Consider the following 21,202-nt stretch of genomic DNA (forward strand, 5'->3'; position numbering starts at 1 on the left):
GGCAGGGGCACGGAGGTTTTTTTGCCACAGAGACACGAAAGCACGGAAAAGCACGGAAGTTTTTTTGCCGCAGAGGCGCGGAGGCGCGGAGTTTTTTGGGTTGCTACCGAGACACTGTTTTTCCCGCAGACCCACCTGCCAGCAAGCTGGCCTTGCAGGCAGGGGCACGGAGATACCGCGTTTTTTTTTAGACACTAAGACACTAAAACACGGAAAAGTACGGAAAATCTCTTTTGTGAAATTTAGTGCTTTAGTGGCTAACCGATGTTTTTCACTAGAAAATCCTCCAAAGTTTGCAAAATAAGTATTCAAAATCATCCCCCAATGCGATTATATATTTTACTGCTATTCCTCTTATTTACCTTAGCAGCACTTGATGCTCAAAATCCCGTCATTACGGCGGGGCAAGAGACCGTGCTCGAAGGAAGCACCGTAAGTGTGCCCGTATCGGTGGAAAATTTCAATGATGTGGTGAGCATTCAATTCACCCTTCAGTGGGATCCCACGGTGGTCACCTATCAGAATACTGGCGACTATGGCCTTCCCGGGATGTCGGAATTTAATTTTGGCGAAACAGACATCAACAATGGCCGCCTAACCTTTGTGTGGTTTGACGGACAGGTAAGTGGATTCACTTTGCCGGATGACAGTGTTATCTTTTCGGTGGCTTTTCTTGCTATTGGTGAACTTGGGGACAACTCGCCCGTGAGTTTTGTTAACGCCCCTACCCCCATCCAGATCGGGGTGATCAATGGCGTACTTATTGAAGAAATTGACGGCACCTACATTGATGGTGAGGTACAGATCATTTCAGAAGCCATCCAGGCAACCGCAACGATTACGTCTAACAACTGTTTCGGCGAAAGTCAAGGAAGTATTACAACAAGCGTAGAGGGAGGAGCTCCTGCTTATGATTTTAACTGGACCGGCCCCAATGGCTTTACCAGCAGTGACCCTAACCTGGAAAATCTGCCCGCGGGGAATTACGCGCTCACCATTACCGACCAAAATGGCACCACGTATAACGACAATTTTGAGGTGCTACAGCCAACGCCAATAGTGGTAGACGACGTTCAGCTACAGCTAAGTAACTGTGACAGCCCTACTGGCGCTATCAGCCTGACGGTGAGTGGAGGCATGCCCGATTATCTGTACGATTTTGGCAATGGTTTTTCGTCAAATTCGACAGCGAATCAACTGCCCGCAGGTAATTATTTGGTACAAATACAAGACGATGCCAACTGTGTGATTGATACCCTCATTACCATCACAGAAAGCGGTGCCCCGGAAATCATGCTGCCAGAAGACTTCTCCGTTTGTCCAGATGACACCGCAGTGCTCACAGCCAGTACCGACCCCACCCTCACCTACAGCTGGACCCTGAACGGGCAACCCATTGCGGCAACAAGCAACGAAATTACCGTGACAGCAACGGGGCTTTACGCTGTAAGTGCCACCAATGCCGCCGGTTGTACCGCTGTTGATCAGGTGACCGTCACGGAAAGCACCGTACCCCAAGTAGACCTGGGCCAGGACCTTGACCTTTGTGTAGACGACGAAGCGACCTTAACTGCCAGCACGGAAGACAATCTCAGCTTCAGTTGGACGCTGGATGGGCTAGCCCTCTCCCCTACCTCCAATGAAATCAACATAAGCACTGCTGGAATTTACGCAGTCACTGCTACCAACACCAGCGGCTGTACCGCGGCAGACACCCTGATGGTAAACGCTATTGCAGCCCCTGCCCTTGAACTAGGCAACAATTTTAGCATCTGCCCGGACGAAACCAGTACCCTGACCGCCAGCGACGATCAAACACTCACTTACAACTGGACTTTGGAAGGACAAGCCCTAACGGAAACCAACAATACCATCAACATCAATACGGTGGGCACTTACGCGGTGAGTGCTACCAATGCTGCTGGTTGTACCAGCACTGACCAGATCTCTGTTGATGCCAATGAGGTGCCAATGCTCGAACTGGGAGAAGAGGTGGGAATATGTCCAGGAGAAGCGACGACACTCATCGCTGGAACCGATCCAACATTCGTCTACAGCTGGACCCTTGACGGGCAACCGATCGCTCCCACAACCAACGAAATTACCGTGACCGAAACCGGGCTCTACACCGTCAGTGCCAGTAGTGATGCTGGCTGTACGACTAACGATACCGTGATGGTGAATGATGCCATCTTACCCTTGCTTGACCTGGGCCCCGACACCAGCTTTTGTCCTAAAACCACATTTCTGGTTTTGGCCAACGAAGACTTTACCACCTACAACTGGTCGGTAGACGGAATGCCTACGGGCACCAACGCCCCGGAGCTTGCAGTGTCAAATGAAGGCCTTTTTGTCCTTGAGGCCCTTACGGAAGACGGCTGCGCAGTGAGCGATACCATTGCGATCAGTTTAATTCCATTTCCTACCAATGTAGGCCCCGACACCACCCTATTTTCAGGGCAGCCGCTTACGCTAATAGCCGAAGGAGGAATCGCTTACAACTGGACCAGCAATGTCGATCTTTCCTGTACCGACTGCCCTGACCCAATGGTGACGCTGGAGATGACGACCACTTTCGTGGTGGACATTACCTCTGCCGAAGGTTGTGTGGTAACGGAAACCCTGACGGTCAACGTAGAGGAAGCACCCGAGGTGCTGGTGGACCTCGTCAACTTCCTTTCGCCCAATGGTGATGGCAAGAACGATGTCCTGATATTCCGGGGCTTAGAGAACTACCGGGGCAATCAACTCAGTATTTTCAACCGTTGGGGAGATTTGATTTTCAGTAAACCCAACTACCAGATCGACGGTATCTACTGGGATGCCACCTGGAATGGCCAGCCGCTCCCCCCGGGTATCTACTACTACGTATTGAATATTGATGTGGCCTCGAAGCCAATCAAGAGTGCTTTGACGATTGTGATTGATTGATTATTTACCACATAGACACTGAGATTTATGATGCACCAGACGATTCCTAATCCTTCTATGTGACTATGTGATAATAAACCATGCCTTCTTCACTACATAGACAGATAGTGTGGATTTTTCGGGTTCAAATTCCTTACAAAACGACTCTGTGTCTATGTGGTAAAAAAGTAGCTAGAAATAGTTTCGCCACAGAGACACCAAAAACGCTTTACCTAATTGGAACAACCTTTTTATTATGAGATATACTACCCTATTCATTTTATTCCTCCCGCTTTGGCTAGTGGCCCAACAGGTGCCACACACGACGGCCTTCACTTCCACCTACGCCAGTTGGAATCCGGCGATGACGGCTCCTTGGAGTTATGTGGAGACCCAGGCGGTTTACCATCAGCAGTGGATGGGTTTTGCGGGGGCACCACAGACCATCATGGCCGACGTGCAAGTGCCCATCCTGGATTACAACATGAGTGCGGGCTTGCAGCTGCAAAACGACCAGGCAGGGCCTTTGCAGCAAACCAGTATTTCGCTACTGTATGCCTATCAGATAAAGCTGGACTACAACCACCGGCTCGCCATCGGGGTGATGGCCAACCTGAGTCAGTTTGGGTTCAATGGTAATGACCTGGCCGCCTATGACCTCGACGATCAACTTCTGGGCGAGGGGGAAAGCACCGTCAATCAGACCAATTTCGGCGTCGGCGTCTACTACACGGGGGCTGATCCTGATGATTATGAGGAATCCTACCTGTTTGCGGGCCTGAGTGCCCAGCAGGTGATGCCGGGATCGCTGCGCTTTGCGGAATTCAACGAATCAGCTAACTTCAAGCGGGTACTGCACGGCTTTGGTCTGGTGGGATATCACTTTGACCAAGGCAGTGATTTTATAGAACCGAGTCTGCAGGTACTCTATTCCACCAATAACGTCATGCACTTCCAGTTCGGCCTGCAATACGAGATGTACGACACCTTCTGGACGGGCCTGACGCTGGATTCGTCGTTCCGCACCGGGGTGCAACTCGGCTATATTGTGGCCAATGTCGGTGCGGGTAGCTTGCGCCTGGGCACCATGGCTAGCTACAATATTTCTAGTCGTGGACAAGAGCAGGGGGTGAGTTTGCAGGCTTTGGTGGGTTATCGGTATGGGTTGTAGGGGGACGTTGAGAGGAATACTTCGCGCAAAGGTGCAAAGGCGTTGAGGTTTTTACTGGTTATGAAATTTTTATTTCCTCAAAAACTCATCCAAGTACCCACTCTTGTGTAGAAAATCCTGTGCGTCGTCAATATTCAAGATGTCTGCTATTGCTTGCTGCTTGTCTTCTTGTTTATCAAAATATGCTTCGGTTATTTTGTACCCCATCCAATAGCCTAAGTCATTGGGTCTGTCGTCTTTTCCGCTCGTAGTATACAACCAATCTTTAAACTTCTTCTTGCGCATTCGTTTCACAAACTCCTCCTTAAGATGTTCTGAATTGGCTTCACCATAATCAAAAGCTTCTTTATTGATATGTGTTCCAGAAATCAGCTCACCAATAAAATCAGCGCTTCCTTCAATTAAGGATTGGAATAAAAGCGTGTTTTTTCCTTGAAAATTTTGTTGATAGTGAATAAGTTCGTGCGCCACCAGTCCTGATAAGCCGTCCAGATTTTCCATCATCTCCGTTCCCAGAATAACTCCAGCCTCGGATACCGTACCTCCTGAATTAAAACGGCCTACTACAAAATAGATGGGCGGATAAACGGCCTTAGGATACCGTTTTTCCAGTTCTGAATAAATGGTTTTTATTTCCTCCTTTTTAGTCTCGAGGTTTTCCAAAACATGGCGAGATTTGAGATAATCACCTTTCCTCTCCGTGACCGTTTTATACAAAGCATGGGCACTCTCAATCCTATATTTGGTAAAACCTTTTACGCCATCGGTTCCATTTTCCAGATATCCTGCAAAAGCATCTTGCCCCAAGGCATCCATATTATCAAAGGCTTCCCAGAATCGTTCAACGTCTTCCGTAATAAATTGAGCTTCAGACGGTTCTTCTGCATAGTTCTGTCCAATGGTCAAATGGCTAAACCCAAAGAATAGAAATGCGATAAAAATTAATCTTTCCATTTTAAAAAGTGTTTTTCTGTTTACACAAATTGACCTCCCTAATTTGCATGACTAAACCGCCGGTGAACGTCCATCGGATCCAACCAATCAAAGCTCAGATCCCGCAACATACTGTGGACATGGTTGCCAGTTACATCAGGATCATGCTGGACGGTAAACTGGTTGTTTTGCATGAACTCCAAGAGCAGTGCCCCAACGACCAGGTAGCTGTAATGGTTGGAACCAACATTCTCCAGCGATTTACCCGCCCAACTTAGCGTAAGTGGCTGACCCGGTGCCAATGCCGCCTCGATTCTACTCCGATAGGCAGCGCTAACATTGTTATTCATCGAGTTGGTGTAAAATTCATACGCTTGTTTGAGGTGCCATAAAGCTTCGGGGCTCAGCTCGTCTGTGGTGATATTGATATGAGGATAGTCTGCAATTTTAGCAGTATCCACCCGCGGCTCGACCGCACTTATCAACCAAGGCAGCGCTGTATCGATGACCAAAGGACCTGCCTGTGGAAAATGATCAGCGCTGATAAAAGCTTGATTTCGCAAGTTTTCCGGAACCGCCAGCCAAAATTGACGCAGATGATGAGCTACGCTGTACATCATCAATTGGCCTTCTTCCCAATTCCACTCGGAGAGCACAGCGGCCTCTGCATCGGGCGCTTCAGGTGCTTCGGGAATGATCATGGGGAAGGCCCCAAAGAAGAGGGGCGTCGTATGCACCTGGATTTCTCCCGTCTTGGGGTCTGGTACAAAGGTCATGTTCACGGTGAGGTGGTGCCCTTCAAAACGGAAGCCCCATTCTTGATCACTGCTGGGTTCGCCAAAGATCGCAATCGTATACATGTCGAATTGATCCCGGCGTGTTTGCAAACCAGGAGCAGGCCATACCCAATCTACGGTCACGCTGTCTCCCTTGAGGAAGGCTCCCCCCAAAGCGGGATAGAAACCGCTTGCGGCTCGGACGCTGTCCAGATCGAATATTGATTGTACAGGCTGGTGGGGATGATCATGATGATGATCAGTGGCATTTTTGATCGCTAAGATATCACTGACATCTTCCATTTCACCGATGATCCGCTGTCGATTTTGTACCGCCAGGAGGGTCTGGTAACCGCCGGGAGAAAGGGCCAGGTTTAAGAGCTGATGCATCGCCACCAACTGTTCGTGGCTCATGTCGCTTTGCTGAATCCCCCAGCCGGGTAAGCACCAAGCCAGCACCGCACAGAAGGAAGGTGTCTCGGAGGTAACTTTCCCCATGGTTCGGGCTTCATCGTCGAAACGGAAACGTAATAGATCGCGTTTTGCCTCTGGCGTAACTTCAATCAGGTGATTCGCCGCACGGGCGACCTCTTCGGCGAATAGTTTGGTCGCAAAGGCCTCATCGGCAGCTGCTTCGGGCTTGTCATTTTCACAAGCGATTAGCGCCAAGCAAACCAAGAGTAATAGCGCTACCCGTTGAATAGCAGTGATAATCCCACTAGGCAGAACATTGACTTTCATGGAAACATGGTTTTAGGAATAATGGGAGTAAAGTAGGGATAATTAATGCGTCTTCAAAAAAGAATGGCTGGTTTATGGGAGAGCACCAAGGTTGAGTGAGTTCATTCCTTTCCTGAAGAAATTCCTTTAAATATCATCTCTAAAGCCCATTGTAAGGTAGCGTTTGCTTCTTCATTATCAAGATCACAAACGTCTTTACAAACGATAAGCGAATCTATACCCATTAAGACGGAAGCTACGGTTACTAATTTTTTGAACGTATCACTGTCTAAATCATTTTTAAAGGGTTTAAGAACATTGTTTAATGATTTCACTCTTCTTGCTCCCCTAAGTTTCTTTTTCGAGGTTACAGACTCTAAAAGCACGGCACTTAAATATCTTCTAAAGGCTACTTCATGTTTTTGTGCTAGTTGCGTGTAATGCTTTTGAACATAAATTATTCGATCCTCTAGTCCCATTTCCTTGACCTCATCAAGTAATTCATCAGGTGATTTGTGGTGAATATCTAAAGACGCTTCCGTAATCAGCAAATCTATCTTGGCATAATATCGATAGATTGTTGCTCTGGAAATATTCGCTTTTTCAGCTACATCTTCTAGTGTGATCAACTTTTCTTGCTGCATCAATTCTTTAGCCGCAACAAGGATTTTTGTTCTTGTCTTGGCTTTTTGATTGACTCGTCCGGTGTCTAGTGAGATCTTCTTCATGAGACAAATTTCTCATAAAATTTGGAAATAACAAAATTTGTCTTTAATCTTGTGAGATAATTGTCTCATTAAATATTGTTAAAATGGAAAAGAAAGAGGAATTATGGGTTTTAGGGCACAAAATAAGCCCGATAGAGGTTTCGGGAAATTACGATATGGTTATTGGTGAAACGCCAGGAAATGTTCCAGGGCCGCCACCCCATATCCATAATGGTTTCACTGAGCTGTTTTTGGTAATTGAAGGCGAAATGGAATTTATGGTAAATGGCGTTACCCAAGTTGTAAAACAAGGGGAATCGGTGAACCTTCCAGTGGGTGCTTTGCACACTTTCAGCAACAGTTCCTCCTCCTCATGTAAGTGGATAAACGTGCACAGTCCAAAAGGATTCTTGTCTTTTTTTCAAGAAATGGGTATTCCGACAACAAAAGAAGAGGCCATGAAAAAATCAATCGACAAATCAATTATTGATAAAGTCATTGCAGAGGCAGCTAACTATGATATGCATATACAAATGTGATTTATAATCCCCGACCAGGATTCGACTACGGTGATGCTTTGTAAACCCGGCCATCACTTTCCCCATGATCCTGATTTTCAGCCACCGTGGAGTCATACTTAGGTTATAAGTCAGGAATTTAGTCAAAAACCCGGGCAGCACTCTGGTACGTTGGCCAATTGCCGTGATGATGGGCACGCCTACCGCTTCCACGCTCAAGGCGTTACCCATGATCATATTTGCTCTTTGAGAGAAACCACTTTGTACCGGGCCGGGAGCCGCGCAGAGTATATCTATCCCCTCCGCTTTAAATTCTACAGCCAGTGCTTCCCCGAGAGATTGTACGTAGGCTTTGGTAGCAGCATAGTTGGCCGCATTGGGTACGCCTTGGAAGGCTACAATAGAGCTCAGAAAAACGATGGCACCTTTTTGGCCGTCAGCTTTCATTTTATTGGCAAAGTAGTGGGTAAGTTGTAAAACAGATTTACAGTTAAGGTCAAGCATATTTACCTCCTGATCCATAGATGCGTCTATGAATTTACCAGAAGTGCCGTATCCTGCATTCATGATTGCGATTCCGATGGGTAACCGAGGTAAGAGGCAATCATGTGTTGGGGTACGCGGTTGTGAATATTCGGGAAAATCTCCACCATCAAATCGTACCGCTCCAATGGGGAAAGGGTATCTTTAAGATGATTCATTTAATGTGGTAGGAAAAGAAGTCAATTCAAGCTGTTTATTGCAATTTAACAGCAGTTTGCCCGTAGAGGTTAAAAGAGGGTAAGTCATCATTCATTGAGAACGAAACTTTCACACCAGTATTTGGATGAATAAAATCAAGTCCATCACCAATAATGGCAATAAGTTTATATTCATCGCCATTCGGGAAATAGAGTGAAATTTGCTTATTGTTTTCATCAAATGCGATTGAAAGATCTATTTGATTGTTCCACTTGTATTCACCAGTCAAGCCTTTTAAAATTTCAGCGCTAACTTGTTTACGCTGAACATTAGTTTGCTTAAAATGCTGCCATTGATAGATCTCCGAGGCTGATAATAGTAGTTCATTCCCCAGTGCCCCACCATTGTCTGAATTAATCAAATAGACCAAGCCATTTCCGCTCGTAAGGCTTATTGTCATCCCTGTACGATAACCTTCATTCCCTCCGTAGTGGGTGAGAGCAATATCATCTTCGGTCCGGTTCACGATGAATCCATAGATATGACCGTCTCGTTCGTGGCTTACTATTGTCTTAATATCGGACTGTAGAAATATCGAGCTTTTGCCTTGATAGGCATTGTAAATTTCAATTAAGAATTTAGCCATATCAATAGCGTTGCTCCAAAGCCCTGCAGCAGCTTGCTCTGGATGGTTTCTCCATCCACCATCTATAAGCTCTCCTGATTGATTGTAACCTTTGGCTACCTGATTAGATATCGAGTCAGGTAATGGTTGCGTGAACTCAGCGTGTTCCATTCCCGCAGGTTCAAGGATCCATTTTTTCATGATGTTCGAGAACGCTTCATTGTAGATGTCTTGAAGAGCCAATTCAGCCAATGTGTAGCCACCTCCTGAATAAGCCAGTGTTTCATTGGGCTGCGTACTGACTTCTATTGCTGGGGTATTGACTTCTTCACTACCCCTTAAAATAGCTAGATCGGAAGGCATCGAGCGGTTTCTAGCGTATCCCTGATACCCACCAGGATTGATTCCTGAAGTATGGGAAAAGATATTACGAAACGTAACTGGATGCTCAGCTGTTTGTTTTCCTTGAGGTAATACAAAATCTTGCAGGTAGTCCTGTATATTTCTATCCAGGTCTATTTCTCCAGTAGAATGCATACGTAATGCCGCAAGAAACGTTACTGGTTTTGATAGTGATGCTGCTTGGAAAATGCTAGAACAATCCAGGTTTTGTACTTCTGGAAAATTTACATTTTTATAGATATCTGCCCATTCAATCCTACCTTCATTTATTACAGCTAGAGATAATGCAGGAATATTATACGCTGACATTCTATCTGTTATGGAAATGAAGCTTTCCACCTCTTCCAAAAACTTCACTTGCCCGCGCAATTCAGTCTCTAGTCGAATTTTTCTTTCAACGGATGCTTCTTGGCTAATGCAATCTGAACTACCCTTTTGTATGTTTGAATCTTTGAACAGGTTGGAACAAGAACCCAAAAAAACTAAAATAGTAGTTTGAAAAATTAATTTATACAGCAGTTGTTTCATACGCTTAATCTTAATCATAATTTTTATTGATGCGAACCCTCGGTGTATCTGGCGAAGCGGCGTTTAGCCGACATGATCGTCAGGTGCCATGCTATTTGTTGTTTTATGTTTATAGTCTGACAAGGCAGGATTTGTGAATCCTGCCTTGTCAGACTATAGCTTAAAAATTCATCCCAATGTAGATGTTTGGCTCAAGAAGGAAGTAGTTTCTCCATTTATCATCCAACTCCTTAAATCCATCAGGAGCATTGTTACCAAACATCCAGTGCTGACTATGAATCTGTGGTTCTATGAAAAATCGTTTTTTCTTACCAATTGAGACATGGTAGCCCAAATGATACGAGTTATAAAGTTTAAAACCATTTCCAAGTTTATTACCGTCTAGATCCAAATAGGTTTGAAATTGTGGTAGCACTTCAACAGTTGCAAATAGCCCCTTCCATAGCATGCGTTGGTAGGTTATACCTATTCCTGTTTCTCGCAGATGTCCTGGATAGAATTCACTTTCTGTCTCTAACTTATCCAAAAGACCATCCCACCAGGTGATTCCCATAGGTTGAAACAATCGCCAGGTGGCAAACTTCACACCTACGATGTTCTTATTATCCAGGTTGCGTTTTACATGAAGCTCTATCATTTGTGTATTTTTTCTATCGTCCCAAGAATTCCCGATAGGATCTGTTATAATAAAATAAGGCAAACTTACCCTGTACTTATGGGCTACCTCTGTTTCTTCATCTACGGGTGAGTTTTTTTGAGCAAAAGCACTAAGTGTGCAAAAAAATAAAAGAATTGCAAACAGATTTTTCATAATAGTAATATTTTTTGTGAAAAATCCGATTCCTGCAAAGCACTTCCCGTTATCATTAGTTCATCTAGTAAAGGGGAAAGGAATCATCATCCGATGACTATTTACTCTGCTTTATCGAATTGATAGTGCAAAGATGGAGTGGAAAGGAAGGTGAATCGTTCTGAAATATAATTTCGAACCTTATAATGAGATTTGGAACCTTTTAAACACCTAAACACGTTCAACATTTCGTTTTCACTTGTACCAGCATTGGGCAAATGAATCAGAAAGACCATCAAAAAGACATACAATGCCATTAAGGCATAAGCCAGTTTATCGTATTTTCCGAGCAGTGCACTGATGATGAAAGCTGACTCCTTTCCGTTTTTATCAATAACGTAGACTTGCAAGCAGCCTTTGACAATGAAATAAACATGTTCTAATGATTTCTGAAAAAGATGCTTTTAACAAACGACATTAAAAGCGGGAAACTATATATTCGGGGAAGTCTAGAGCTTGTTACCTTTTATTACAAAAAATCACTGCGCTATGGGTGAATTCCAGTGTTATCAGTTTCGGTCTTTTGAGCGGCCGCTAACTGCGGAAGAACGGGAGGAGGTCGAGTCTTTCTCTAGTCGGGCGCAAGGCTACCTATCAAGGCAAGTTGGATGCTTTTCAGGCAAAGATGACGGTCCTGCGAGAGGAATATAGCCGTAGTAAGAACTTGCTGGCGCGGTGGGATCAGGTGGGGTTGTGAGAAAGGGAGAGCACAAAGGGTACAGTGCCATTCTTTCCCCCCCTGAGATACACTTGAAGCAATATATCATTTGTAGGCACACTTACTACGTTTCCACCACCATGAATCCAGTAGATACACCCCACACCTTTTTCATTTTACAGAAAACCAGTGAATTATGTAAAATAATTATTGACATATATAGCTTTCTTTATGTTATATTGCTTATATTACGTAAGGAGAAAATTACTTCAGTAAAGAGACCTTATTCACAGCTTTATAATGCGCGCACGTCTAGGAATTCTCAGTGAATACAAGCCTAATATTATCTCGAATTTTCCCCGTTGATTTTCCTTTTTCAACTATGAACTTTTCCTGACCATTCTTTTTCCGTGGTTAAGAACACACATCAAACACTTTCAAGATTTCTCCTTCTCAAGCGGTGGAATCTCTTCACTATTTTTAACTAGAAAAGAATGAAAACTTTTTTCTCGCAGACCCTTTTTGGGCTGATGCTGCTATTATTGCCGTCAGCTATTTTTGCGCAAGCACCAGATTTGGGTGTTGCTTCCAGTTTTGCTGTATTTACAGGCAATGGAGCATTTAATAACGATGGAACAAGCATGATCACCGGTGATATCGGTACGAACATTGGTCCATTCGCGGGGTTTCCTCCAGGTACGGTACAAGGAACTATCCACGTGCAGGATGCCATCTCCTTACAGGCATCCATAGGGGTTGGTCTTGCCTACAGTCATCTAAGTGCTCTTACTTGTGATATTGTGCTGGGCGTTGGCTTGGGAAACAACCAGATCCTTCCCCCTAATGTGTATTGCATCGGGGGCGCAGCTACTTTAAATGGAGATTTAATCCTCGACGGCCAGAATGATCCTGATGCTTTGTTTATTTTTCAGATCAATGGTGCCTTATCGACCGGCGTCAATTCACGGGTCATGCTCATCAATGGTGCCTCCTTGTGTAATGTCTATTGGCAAATAAACGGTGCTGTCGAACTGGGTGACCTTTCTATTTTCCTGGGTACTTTCATTGCCAACGGACAAATTGAAGCATTGGAAGGAGCCACTATTCTGGGCAGAGCTCTGGCAACAGTAGGTGCTGTCTCTCTACATAATAATGTAATCAGCATAGGGCTGCCGCCAGTTCCTGCCGACATTACCGCAAACGGGCCTGTTACCTTCTGTGAAGGCAGTAGTGTTGTGCTTTCCGGAAACGTAGACGGCATTTGGAATACGGGCGAAACCACTCCAACGATCACCGTAACAACCAGTGGCGACTATTTTGTTACCAATACAACGATTTGTGGCAGTGAGGCTTCCAACCACATTATTGTAACAGTCAACCCTCTCCCACCCTGCGACATTAATGGCGTCCCCGAATTTTGTGCCGGACAATCGACTGAACTGTGTGCTTCGTCTGGCTTTGCCGCCTACCTCTGGAGCAACGGCGAAACAAGTGAATGTATCCTCGTAAATACTGCTGGCACCTTTTCGGTAACCATAACCGACGCAAATGGCTGTGAAAGTGTTTGTAGTCAAACCGTCACGGAGAATTCAGTGCCGGTCTGTAACATTACCGGCGTCCCCGAATTTTGTGCCGGACAGTCGACGGAACTGTGTGCTTCGCCCGGCTTTGCCGCCTACCTCTGGAGCAACAGCGAAACCAGTGAATGTATCCTCGTAAATACTGCTGGCACCTTTTCGGTAACCATAACCGACGCAAATGGCTGTGAAAGTGTTTGTAGTCAAACCGTCACGGAGAATCCTGTGCCTAGCTGCGACATTACCGGCGTCCCCGAATTTTGTGCCGGACAATCGACGGAACTGTGTGCTTCGCCCGGCTTTGCCGCCTACCTCTGGAGCAACAGCGAAACCAGTGAATGTATTCTGGTAAATACTGCTGGCACCTTTTCGGTAACCATAACCGACGCAAATGGTTGTGAAAGTGTTTGTAGTCAAACCGTCACGGAAAACCCAGTGCCTAGCTGCGATATCACTGGCAACCCGATCTTTTGTGCAGGAGAATCGACGGAGCTGTGCACCACTCCGGGCTTCGCCGCCTATTTATGGAGTACGGGTGAGATGACCAATTGTATTACCGTAAGCACCTCGGGGCTCTTTTCGGTGACGGTGACGGATGCAAATGGCTGCAGTAACTCCTGTGATTACCAGGTCATGCTGGGTGACCTTATTCCACCCGTCATAACTTGCCCGATAGCTGTAAGCATTGAATGTGACGAAAGCACCCTGCCCGCAAATACCGGGACGGCCACGGCCACTGATAATTGTGTCATTTCTCCGCTTATTGGCTTTGATGATGTCATTGTAGCGGGAGGACTTTGCCCTCAGGAATACAGCATTATGCGTACCTGGACGGCTACCGATGACATTGGAAATAGTATTACCTGTACACAGACGATCAGTATCGAAGATACTACGGCACCTGTCATTAGCATCAACAATCCATTGTTGACCAACGGAGATACGATTACCGTACCCTGTTTTGGTCAGGATACAAATTGGAACCTCCCCAACTACGACGAGGGCAGTGTTACTGCAACGGATGATTGTGGTAGCACCGTCGCTATCGCATTCACCCATACGCTGGAAAACGAGGGCACCTGTGCGGAAGATGGCTACATCAGCTTATTTCGCCTCACCTGGACGGCCACCGATCTTTGTGGAAACAGCAGCGATGCGGTGTTATTCCTCTCCTTGATCGACACCATGCCACCCGTTATCTTTGGCGTACCTGAGGATATTACCGTGGAGTGTAATGCTATTCCGGCCCTCCCTGCGTTTGTTTACGCCACCGATGAGTGTCTGTGCGCATGTGTGGTTTTATTTGAAGAAACACGCCCTACTACGACCTGCCTTGATGGCCAGGTACTCGTAAGAACCTGGACCGCTACGGATGGTTGTGGGAACACCACTACGGAGACCCAAAACATCACCCTTGTTGATTCGACCGGCCCGGAATGGGTACTCGACTTTCCTGAAATTGGGGCACCTGCAACTGGAACCATCTTCGAATATACTTGCGAAGAAGGAGGGATTCCGTCATTTTTCAGTTTCCTGAATGAGGAGGCGGTTTATGACGCCAGCTCCTGCGGCACGGCTTTAATGGTTGTTTTTGATAGTACAACAGTCGTTTCCAATAATTGTGAAGCAGACGGATTTGTAGCGCAAACGATCTATCGTTGGGAGGGATCTGACGAATGTGGCAACTCCTCCGAGTTGGTCCTTATCGCCAGACTGGTCGACCACGAAGCGCCTGTGCTGATTGGTGTGCCAGATACCAGCTGCCTGGGCAGCCCCGTCTTGGAGGAAATCAGCGCCACCGATGATTGTACGCAGCCAACCATCCATTTCTGGGATGTCAATATTCCAAATTCCTGTGGCAATGAGCTGGTGCTACGGACTTACGAAGCGGTTGATGATTGTGGAAATACCTCCCGCGCCACGACCGTGATGATCACCAATGGGGGAAGTACCCCCGTCATTTCCTTTAGCAATCCTGTTTTGACAGAAATAGCCACGGGAGATACCCTGCGATTGGACTGCGCTGCAACTTCTGGGCAGTACACTTCTTTTGGAATAGCGGATGTTAGCGTTGAAAATGCTTGTGCAGAAAATGTAACACTTAGCTTTTCAGAAACCCTTGTAGCCTCGGGGGATTGCTCCGTCAGTGGAGTCATCGCAATCGTTGAATTGAAATGGACGGCTACGGACGTCTGCGGAAACACGAGTGAGTTAAGTATCATGGCAAAAATGGTAGATGAGTCCAGTCCGGTATTTCCTGACTTTGAAGCAGAAATAACGATTGGATGCCATGATACCTTGCCCGTCGCCTATGCAACGGATAATTGTGGAGAGGTAACCATAACTACCTTGGATACCATTGTTCCAGGAGTCTGTGTTTTTGAATATTCCATAGAACGCATCATCACGGCAACAGACGCCTGTGGTAACGCAACCACCCGGCAGCAAATTATCCACGTGGGTATTGGTGAAGGGCCAACGATTGAAGGAGTAGACACGCTGATTTGTAAAGACCTTACGCTTCCTGATGTCACCGCCTACGATTTCTGTGTCGGAGAATTTGTCCCCGTCACGATGGTACAAGACACCCTGGAATCTATCTGTGAAGGCCTGGTGATCAGGAGAACCTGGACGGCGGTGAATAGCTGTGGTTATGTCTCGGAGGTCAGTCAGATTATTATCCGCTACGATGAGACACCACCAGTAATCAACATTCCCAACAACTCCGTAATCCACGACTACCTTTATTACCAACCTCAAGTAGTGTACCTGGGGCAGGTATTTGAGCTCGAAGGTTTGGAAGCATTGGATGCCTATAGCGTCATCGTTTCAGATGATTGCGGGGAGACGATTATTCCGGTGTTCACGCTGGTTGTCACGTTCCCCGAAGATTGCGAAGCAGCTGGCTATTTTGAAGAAAGGGTATACACCTGGATCGCAACCGATATTTGTGGCAATTCAACGACCTTGACCTTTACAGTGCATATTATTGATGATGTTCCACCGGTACTGCGCGGCGTCCCCGACGATCTCACGATTGAGTGTGCTCCTTTACCCCCCGTTCCAGCAGTCTTTACCGGTGACACCAACAATTCGGTGACCATCGTATACACGCAGACCATAGAAGAGGGTAATGAACCTGGTGTCTTTATAGTAACCCGGACTTGGGTCGCAACGGATGCCTGTGGCAATACCACGGTAGAAGTACAGACGATTACCTGGATACCGGATACGATGCTCGATTGCACGATTGTTCTACCTGAAAACGTCGAATGTAACTCTCATGGCGTGATTATCAGTAGTACATTTACCGGAGGAGTCAACTATGATTGGGAAATCGAAGGGGAGGAATGTTTCATCCTGGGAGGACAAAACACCCCTGAGATCACGATCTATATGGGTTGGTCAACGGTGAAAATTATCCTGACGGTGACTGATTCTTTTGGTTGTTCTTCCATGTGTATGGCTTTCCTGGATTGTAATAGTAGCTACTCCCTCAACGCGCCAGGAACCATTGAAAGCGTCATAAGTGATGGTTCAACGATTAGCGATGCTAATACAACAGACCATTCCATCGGTTCCCTGCAAAACTTCAGCTTAAGGCCGAACCCGGTGAGTGAAAGGGTCTTCCTTGATTTTGATGCTAACGTAGAGGAAGTGGTTGAAATACGCTTGATCACCTCCTTTGGACAAGTCATCCTTAGCAGCAGCTTTACCGCTCAAACGGGGGCAAACGCCTACGCGATTGATGTAGCGGAGTTGCCTAAAGGGAGCTACCTGGTACAGGTTAGAACGAGGAAAGAAGTAGTGACAAAAGTGATCATTGTTTTGTAAAAAAGGCATCGTTCACTTACGTAAAAACCTAGCCACAAAAACACAAATCGCACGAAATTTCACAAAAATTGGTGTTTTGATGTTTTTGTGGCAAAGTGAGCACGACCAACTTATCTGTGATATATGTAACCTTTAGTGACTAATGTGTAAGGGAAAAACCACTTTAAAGGTGCAATTTTGTATAAGCATTATGGACATAAATGTACTCGTGGCTTACACCTCCATCAGCCTCAAAAAAGGCTAACTTGATTAAGCGGAAACGTGTTTTTTAATAGATCATACGACTGCCTCAGAAGTTAGTTCCAGAGGGTAGGAACTTTTGCTCCTGCCCTTTTTATTTCTCCAGCCGAAACCCATCTACCCTTAGCAATCAACGACAGGGATTATCTAAAGGTATCGGTCTCGCTTGTCAGATTACATATTGGCAGAAATAAAAATTATCCAAGCTATAGTAAGCGCTTTAGTACATTCACATAACATAAACAACTGATAATCTAAGGCATTAAGTGTATTTTAAAACAATATAAGACCTATCAAATAACAAGATGCCAAGAAGACCACAATCAGCCCCTCTAATCTGACTGATATTACAGAAGTCAAAAAAGTTTTTTTCGACTTGGTCTACTTAATCAAAGATATATGAAACTATATATCAAATACATGGTCAGCTTGCGGTGCAAGATGGTCGTAAAAGCAGAATTGAAAACATTGGGCCAGCCCTACATATCCGTGGAGCTAGGCACCATAGAGCTATGCTGCAAGCCGACCGCTGAACAGCGGGAAGAGTTAAGGATCACCTTGCTGCGCTCAGGCCTTGAATTGCTGGATGATCCTAAAATTATTCTAATCGAAAAAATAAAAAATGTGATCATTGAAATGATCCATTATGATGTGGATTTACCCCACGTTAATTATTCAGACTACATCAGTAAGAAATTAGGCTACGATTATACTTACCTGTCTAATATGTTTTCCGAGGTCAAGGGCACCACCATTCAGCACTTCATCATCACGCACAAAATAGAACGGGTAAAAGAACTGTTGCTCTACGACGAGTACAACCTTACAGAAATCTCTTACATGCTGCATTACAGTAGCGTGGCGCATTTGTCCAACCAGTTCAAGAAAGTCACGGGCTTGAGCCCTTCTTATTTCAAAAAACTCAAGCAGAAACGAAAGAAGAATCTGGAAGATTTCTAAGCAATCGACTTCAAGAATTCCACCCACTGCAGAGCCGCTTCGTCAAATTCATACGCATCCTCTTTGATCACCAACAGTGGGAGTTCGATCTCTGTGGCGATCGCTTCCAGCGAACTATCGTCCAATAAACGAGAGATGAAATTGTGTTTATGGGAAATCATGGCTACAATATCCGCTTTTTTTCCCCTGGCAAATTGTTCGATCTCCGTACGAAAATGACCAAATCGGAGGTCAAAATCAATGGCTGTATCCATTTTGAAAGTTTTCTTCAGGATCATCATTTTTTTCAAAACGTCCAAGTTTTCTTCGTCGCCCTCTACAACATGCAAGACATGTAAGACTGCGTCCAGCGTCTGGCTCCAATCTTTGAGGTAATGGATGGCCTGTAGGTCTCTAAATTCAAAATCTACCGTATAGAGCAGGTCGTTAATACCCGTAAATGTCGCCCCTTCTGGCACCATCAGTACCTGGCAATCGGCCTGGGCCAACACGCTGAGTGTCGTATTGCCTAATTTACTCCCCAGTGCATTGGTTTTTCCCGTCATGCCCATCACAATAAGCTCCACTTTCTCATCAAGTGCGGTATCCAAAATCCCATCTAATGGATAGGCATTCACGGCCAGGTAATCTATTTTCAGCTTTCCGTGGTAGTTTTCAGGAAGGTGTTCATTGACAAAATCCTTCAGCTTTTCGATCACCTTATCATGTCTTTCCTCAATCATTTGGTCGGAAGACCTCATGGGTTCCGGTTTGCCGTGTGCATGCATCATCAGGAGATCAGCCTTAAAAGCATAGGCCATCTTCGCGGCGTATTTGAAAACTTTAGGAGCATGATCATAAAACTCTAAAGCAAACATTATCTTTTTCATTGGTCTTGGTTTTTAAGCTTACGTATTACTAAAGATAGCGAAACAGCAAAGTGGAATAGTTGTATTATTCTAGGTAAGAGTTGTATATATCTCACTTTTCGGGCCTCCATATCACATCGAAGGCTCTTGATCTTTACGTTTTAGAAACCTGTTCGTAGCAGGCTGAACATCGCCAAGCAATACGCCCCAATTTTTGAATTCTTCGGTATGATCGAATATTACTTTGAAAACGGCCATGAGCGGTAGGGATAAAAACATGCCTCCTATTCCTGCCAAAGCTCCGCCAACAAACACGCCAAATAAACTCACGAGTGCATTTATTCTAATTTTGGACCCTAGAATAGATGGCATTAGAATATTATTGTCCAAAAACTGTACTGCAGAAATGATGATCAAAACAATAAATACGGAACTCAGGTTGGTCGAAGCACTTAGGGTCAGTAATACCCCAATGATATTGCCGATGAATGCACCAACGTAGGGAATGAGGTTAAGTAAAGCAAAAATAACACCGATCAACAGCGCATGATCGATGCCAAAAATAAGTAGCGCTCCTCCGAGCAAAATAGTCATGTAAGTAAACTGTATCAATAACCCAACGATATAGCTATGAATAATAGATTCTATACTTTTTAATGTTTCACTGATTTGTAATTCATTACCCTTTTGAAAGGACATCAGTAAAAATTTCCTTAGCGTACTTCTATAATAAAGAATCAGAAAGGTGTAGATCGGGAACAATCCCAAAAATATAAGCAATGTGCTTATGGATCCCATGGCATTGCTAAGGTATTCCCCCGCAGAATCCAATATATTACTAGCTTGATTTTGGATTAGTTCGGTTTGTTGGGCACCAGAAATACTGGTTTTTTCACTGAACCACACGCTAATCACATTGATGTGATTAATGATATTTTCCTTAATTTCTGTGAAATCATACACCAATGGCCTGAGTTGGGAGATGATTAAAAATGTTATTACCGTAAGTACAATTAACATTAAAAACATCGTCAGGAAAATAGAAATACTACTAGGTATCTTTTTACGAACCAGGTACCTGTAAACGGGTAACAATGCAACAGAGGTCACTAGCGCCATCAACAAAGGCATCAGTATATCCTGCAATTGTACAATGACAAAAGCAAGCAAAACCAGCCCCAATAATTCTATCGAGCGTTTGACCGTTAAAGGCAGTTTTTGTATCATTTTGTGCTATTGAATAATCCATCCAGATACCCGGGTTTTATTTTTTATCTCTCGATTTTTATTTGTTCTTCACTACATCTTTTAGCCCAATAAAAGGGATAGCGCCGAAAACCTTAAACAAGCTCATTGCCGTTTGCATAAGGCCTCTTTTAGCTTTAATAACTTTGGCTACGCCCGAGTATCGTTTTCAAAGCATTTTTTAGTTTATCAATAGCTCCTGTTACCGCTAATTCAGCCGTATCTGCCTGGTCTGAAACTACTATGGATTGTTTGCCCTCCAGTCGGGCTTCAAGCAAACATCGGATATCATTCCTTCCTCCTTTTCCTCCGTTTTCGTCTGACAGATGAACTTTTATTCTTGTAATCTCAGATTGGTATAGATCGAGCTCTTGTGCGACTTGGGAAGTAAAAAAATCTTTACTTCTTTCTCCCCCATCAATGTTTTTGTCGGTATTAAATTGAATTGTCATTATTGTTAATTTTTTTGTTATTTATTCTTTTCAACCATTATGTTCTTCCAGATCATTGTGGTTGTCTCCTCCCAAACTGTAGTAGTTGTTTTCTTCATCTTCACTGCCCACACTTTCCTGCTGATCGTCTAATTCTGATCCCGGAACATCTAAATCATCCCCCGACATATGGCCTTTAAAACCCTTTTCGTTCAATGTTCCTTCTTCATCATTTGGAGCTTTCTTTTTTGAAAGATCACTGGGGTTTATTGCCGTTTCTTTCTGCTCCTGGTAGTAAATATCCTCCGAAGGCGGATATAATGGATAGCCTGGCAACTTAGACTTCTCTGTATCGTTTTTCACTTTCATGCCTTCATGTGTTTTCGAATACTTTCTTACCAGTTCCACCAAAGAATTATAGTATTCTTTCAGGTTCTCACTATCTATTCCCTCTTTGTCTGAGCTGTTTACCGGTATTTCAGAAATGTATTTAGATAGCTCGGGAAATTCCTGATGAATTTTGGTAGTGATGGTTGTGATATCCTGCTCCCATTCTTTTTTCGTTTTCATTTTATCTTCTAGATTTTT

16 protein-coding genes are annotated in these 21,202 nt (G+C 44.8%); 5 read left to right on the top strand and 11 right to left on the bottom strand.

Annotation, left to right across the window (positions count from 1 at the left end):
• Positions 1-324: 324 nt before the first annotated feature.
• The gene (locus tag AB0L18_RS00325) at positions 325-2,931 is read left to right on the top strand and encodes a gliding motility-associated C-terminal domain-containing protein (RefSeq protein WP_367390593.1); all 2,607 of its coding nucleotides are present in this window, start codon (positions 325-327) and stop codon (positions 2,929-2,931) included.
• A gap of 235 nt (positions 2,932-3,166) precedes the next feature.
• A complete protein-coding gene (locus tag AB0L18_RS00330) occupies positions 3,167-4,081 on the top strand; it encodes a PorP/SprF family type IX secretion system membrane protein (protein ID WP_367390594.1) in 915 nt (304 codons plus the stop codon).
• Between the two features lie 69 nt (positions 4,082-4,150).
• Here AB0L18_RS00330 and AB0L18_RS00335 read toward each other — a convergent pair whose 3' ends face one another.
• The 3 genes from AB0L18_RS00335 to AB0L18_RS00345 all read right to left on the bottom strand — a co-directional run bounded on the left by AB0L18_RS00335 (position 4,151) and on the right by AB0L18_RS00345 (position 7,238).
• Positions 4,151-5,035 (bottom strand): DUF2268 domain-containing putative Zn-dependent protease, encoded by an 885-nt coding sequence (locus tag AB0L18_RS00335; protein WP_367390595.1) that lies wholly within the window; start codon positions 5,033-5,035, stop codon positions 4,151-4,153.
• 38 nt (positions 5,036-5,073) lie between these two features.
• On the bottom strand, positions 5,074-6,531 hold the full coding sequence (locus tag AB0L18_RS00340; protein WP_367390596.1) for a DUF3500 domain-containing protein: 1,458 nt from the start codon (positions 6,529-6,531) through the stop codon (positions 5,074-5,076).
• Positions 6,532-6,632: 101 nt separating this feature from the next.
• Positions 6,633-7,238 carry a TetR/AcrR family transcriptional regulator gene (locus AB0L18_RS00345; RefSeq protein ID WP_367390597.1) on the bottom strand — a complete coding sequence of 202 codons (606 nt, stop codon included), beginning with the start codon at positions 7,236-7,238 and terminating at the stop codon, positions 6,633-6,635.
• 83 nt (positions 7,239-7,321) lie between these two features.
• On the opposite strand from AB0L18_RS00345, the gene AB0L18_RS00350 reads away from it, so the two are divergent.
• A complete protein-coding gene (locus AB0L18_RS00350) occupies positions 7,322-7,756 on the top strand; it encodes a cupin domain-containing protein (RefSeq protein ID WP_367390598.1) in 435 nt (144 codons plus the stop codon).
• Here the strand turns inward: AB0L18_RS00350 and AB0L18_RS00355 are convergent.
• The 4 genes from AB0L18_RS00355 to AB0L18_RS00370 all read right to left on the bottom strand — a co-directional run bounded on the left by AB0L18_RS00355 (position 7,697) and on the right by AB0L18_RS00370 (position 10,782).
• Positions 7,697-8,302, bottom strand: coding sequence for an SDR family NAD(P)-dependent oxidoreductase (locus AB0L18_RS00355; RefSeq protein ID WP_367390599.1), 606 nt, complete (start codon positions 8,300-8,302; stop codon positions 7,697-7,699). The two genes, AB0L18_RS00350 and AB0L18_RS00355, sit on opposite strands and share 60 nt — an antisense overlap.
• On the bottom strand, positions 8,299-8,436 hold the full coding sequence (locus AB0L18_RS00360; protein ID WP_367390600.1) for a hypothetical protein: 138 nt from the start codon (positions 8,434-8,436) through the stop codon (positions 8,299-8,301). The genes AB0L18_RS00355 and AB0L18_RS00360 overlap by 4 nt, the downstream gene beginning before the upstream one ends.
• Before the next feature lie 35 nt (positions 8,437-8,471).
• On the bottom strand, positions 8,472-9,989 hold the full coding sequence (locus AB0L18_RS00365; RefSeq protein WP_367390601.1) for a serine hydrolase domain-containing protein: 1,518 nt from the start codon (positions 9,987-9,989) through the stop codon (positions 8,472-8,474).
• A 142-nt stretch (positions 9,990-10,131) separates the two neighbouring features.
• Positions 10,132-10,782, bottom strand: a complete 651-nt coding sequence (locus tag AB0L18_RS00370) for a hypothetical protein (protein WP_367390602.1) — start codon at positions 10,780-10,782, stop codon at positions 10,132-10,134.
• 1,191 nt (positions 10,783-11,973) lie between these two features.
• On the opposite strand from AB0L18_RS00370, the gene AB0L18_RS00375 reads away from it, so the two are divergent.
• Together AB0L18_RS00375 and AB0L18_RS00380 are read left to right on the top strand one after the other, a co-directional pair.
• On the top strand, positions 11,974-16,890 hold the full coding sequence (locus tag AB0L18_RS00375; RefSeq protein ID WP_367390603.1) for an ice-binding family protein: 4,917 nt from the start codon (positions 11,974-11,976) through the stop codon (positions 16,888-16,890).
• 639 nt (positions 16,891-17,529) lie between these two features.
• Positions 17,530-18,090, top strand: a complete 561-nt coding sequence (locus AB0L18_RS00380) for a helix-turn-helix domain-containing protein (protein WP_367390604.1) — start codon at positions 17,530-17,532, stop codon at positions 18,088-18,090.
• On the opposite strand, the gene AB0L18_RS00385 is transcribed toward AB0L18_RS00380, so the two are convergent.
• The 4 genes from AB0L18_RS00385 to AB0L18_RS00400 all read right to left on the bottom strand — a co-directional run bounded on the left by AB0L18_RS00385 (position 18,087) and on the right by AB0L18_RS00400 (position 21,184).
• Complete coding sequence (locus AB0L18_RS00385; protein ID WP_367390605.1) at positions 18,087-18,959, bottom strand: universal stress protein; 873 nt, start codon at positions 18,957-18,959, stop codon at positions 18,087-18,089. The two genes, AB0L18_RS00380 and AB0L18_RS00385, sit on opposite strands and share 4 nt — an antisense overlap.
• 111 nt (positions 18,960-19,070) lie before the next feature.
• Positions 19,071-20,165 (bottom strand): AI-2E family transporter, encoded by a 1,095-nt coding sequence (locus tag AB0L18_RS00390; protein ID WP_367390606.1) that lies wholly within the window; start codon positions 20,163-20,165, stop codon positions 19,071-19,073.
• A 155-nt stretch (positions 20,166-20,320) separates the two neighbouring features.
• Positions 20,321-20,635, bottom strand: coding sequence for an HPF/RaiA family ribosome-associated protein (locus AB0L18_RS00395; RefSeq protein WP_367390607.1), 315 nt, complete (start codon positions 20,633-20,635; stop codon positions 20,321-20,323).
• 30 nt (positions 20,636-20,665) lie between these two features.
• Positions 20,666-21,184, bottom strand: a complete 519-nt coding sequence (locus tag AB0L18_RS00400) for a hypothetical protein (protein WP_367390608.1) — start codon at positions 21,182-21,184, stop codon at positions 20,666-20,668.
• Positions 21,185-21,202 lie beyond the last annotated feature (18 nt).

Origin of the sequence: Lewinella sp. LCG006, assembly GCF_040784935.1 — a bacterium.
Lineage (GTDB): Bacteria > Bacteroidota > Bacteroidia > Chitinophagales > Saprospiraceae > Lewinella.

Bases quoted from the DNA above. Each gene is read 5' to 3' on its own strand.
- AB0L18_RS00325 (WP_367390593.1), top strand. From the start codon at position 325: ATGCGATTATATATTTTACTGCTATTCCTCTTATTTACCTTAGCAGCA.
- AB0L18_RS00330 (WP_367390594.1), top strand. From the start codon at position 3,167: ATGAGATATACTACCCTATTCATTTTATTCCTCCCGCTTTGGCTAGTG.
- AB0L18_RS00335 (WP_367390595.1), bottom strand. From the start codon at position 5,035: ATGGAAAGATTAATTTTTATCGCATTTCTATTCTTTGGGTTTAGCCAT.
- AB0L18_RS00340 (WP_367390596.1), bottom strand. From the start codon at position 6,531: ATGAAAGTCAATGTTCTGCCTAGTGGGATTATCACTGCTATTCAACGG.
- AB0L18_RS00345 (WP_367390597.1), bottom strand. From the start codon at position 7,238: ATGAAGAAGATCTCACTAGACACCGGACGAGTCAATCAAAAAGCCAAG.
- AB0L18_RS00350 (WP_367390598.1), top strand. From the start codon at position 7,322: ATGGAAAAGAAAGAGGAATTATGGGTTTTAGGGCACAAAATAAGCCCG.
- AB0L18_RS00355 (WP_367390599.1), bottom strand. From the start codon at position 8,302: ATGAATGCAGGATACGGCACTTCTGGTAAATTCATAGACGCATCTATG.
- AB0L18_RS00360 (WP_367390600.1), bottom strand. From the start codon at position 8,436: ATGAATCATCTTAAAGATACCCTTTCCCCATTGGAGCGGTACGATTTG.
- AB0L18_RS00365 (WP_367390601.1), bottom strand. From the start codon at position 9,989: ATGATTAAGATTAAGCGTATGAAACAACTGCTGTATAAATTAATTTTT.
- AB0L18_RS00370 (WP_367390602.1), bottom strand. From the start codon at position 10,782: ATGAAAAATCTGTTTGCAATTCTTTTATTTTTTTGCACACTTAGTGCT.
- AB0L18_RS00375 (WP_367390603.1), top strand. From the start codon at position 11,974: ATGAAAACTTTTTTCTCGCAGACCCTTTTTGGGCTGATGCTGCTATTA.
- AB0L18_RS00380 (WP_367390604.1), top strand. From the start codon at position 17,530: ATGAAACTATATATCAAATACATGGTCAGCTTGCGGTGCAAGATGGTC.
- AB0L18_RS00385 (WP_367390605.1), bottom strand. From the start codon at position 18,959: ATGAAAAAGATAATGTTTGCTTTAGAGTTTTATGATCATGCTCCTAAA.
- AB0L18_RS00390 (WP_367390606.1), bottom strand. From the start codon at position 20,165: ATGATACAAAAACTGCCTTTAACGGTCAAACGCTCGATAGAATTATTG.
- AB0L18_RS00395 (WP_367390607.1), bottom strand. From the start codon at position 20,635: ATGACAATTCAATTTAATACCGACAAAAACATTGATGGGGGAGAAAGA.
- AB0L18_RS00400 (WP_367390608.1), bottom strand. From the start codon at position 21,184: ATGAAAACGAAAAAAGAATGGGAGCAGGATATCACAACCATCACTACC.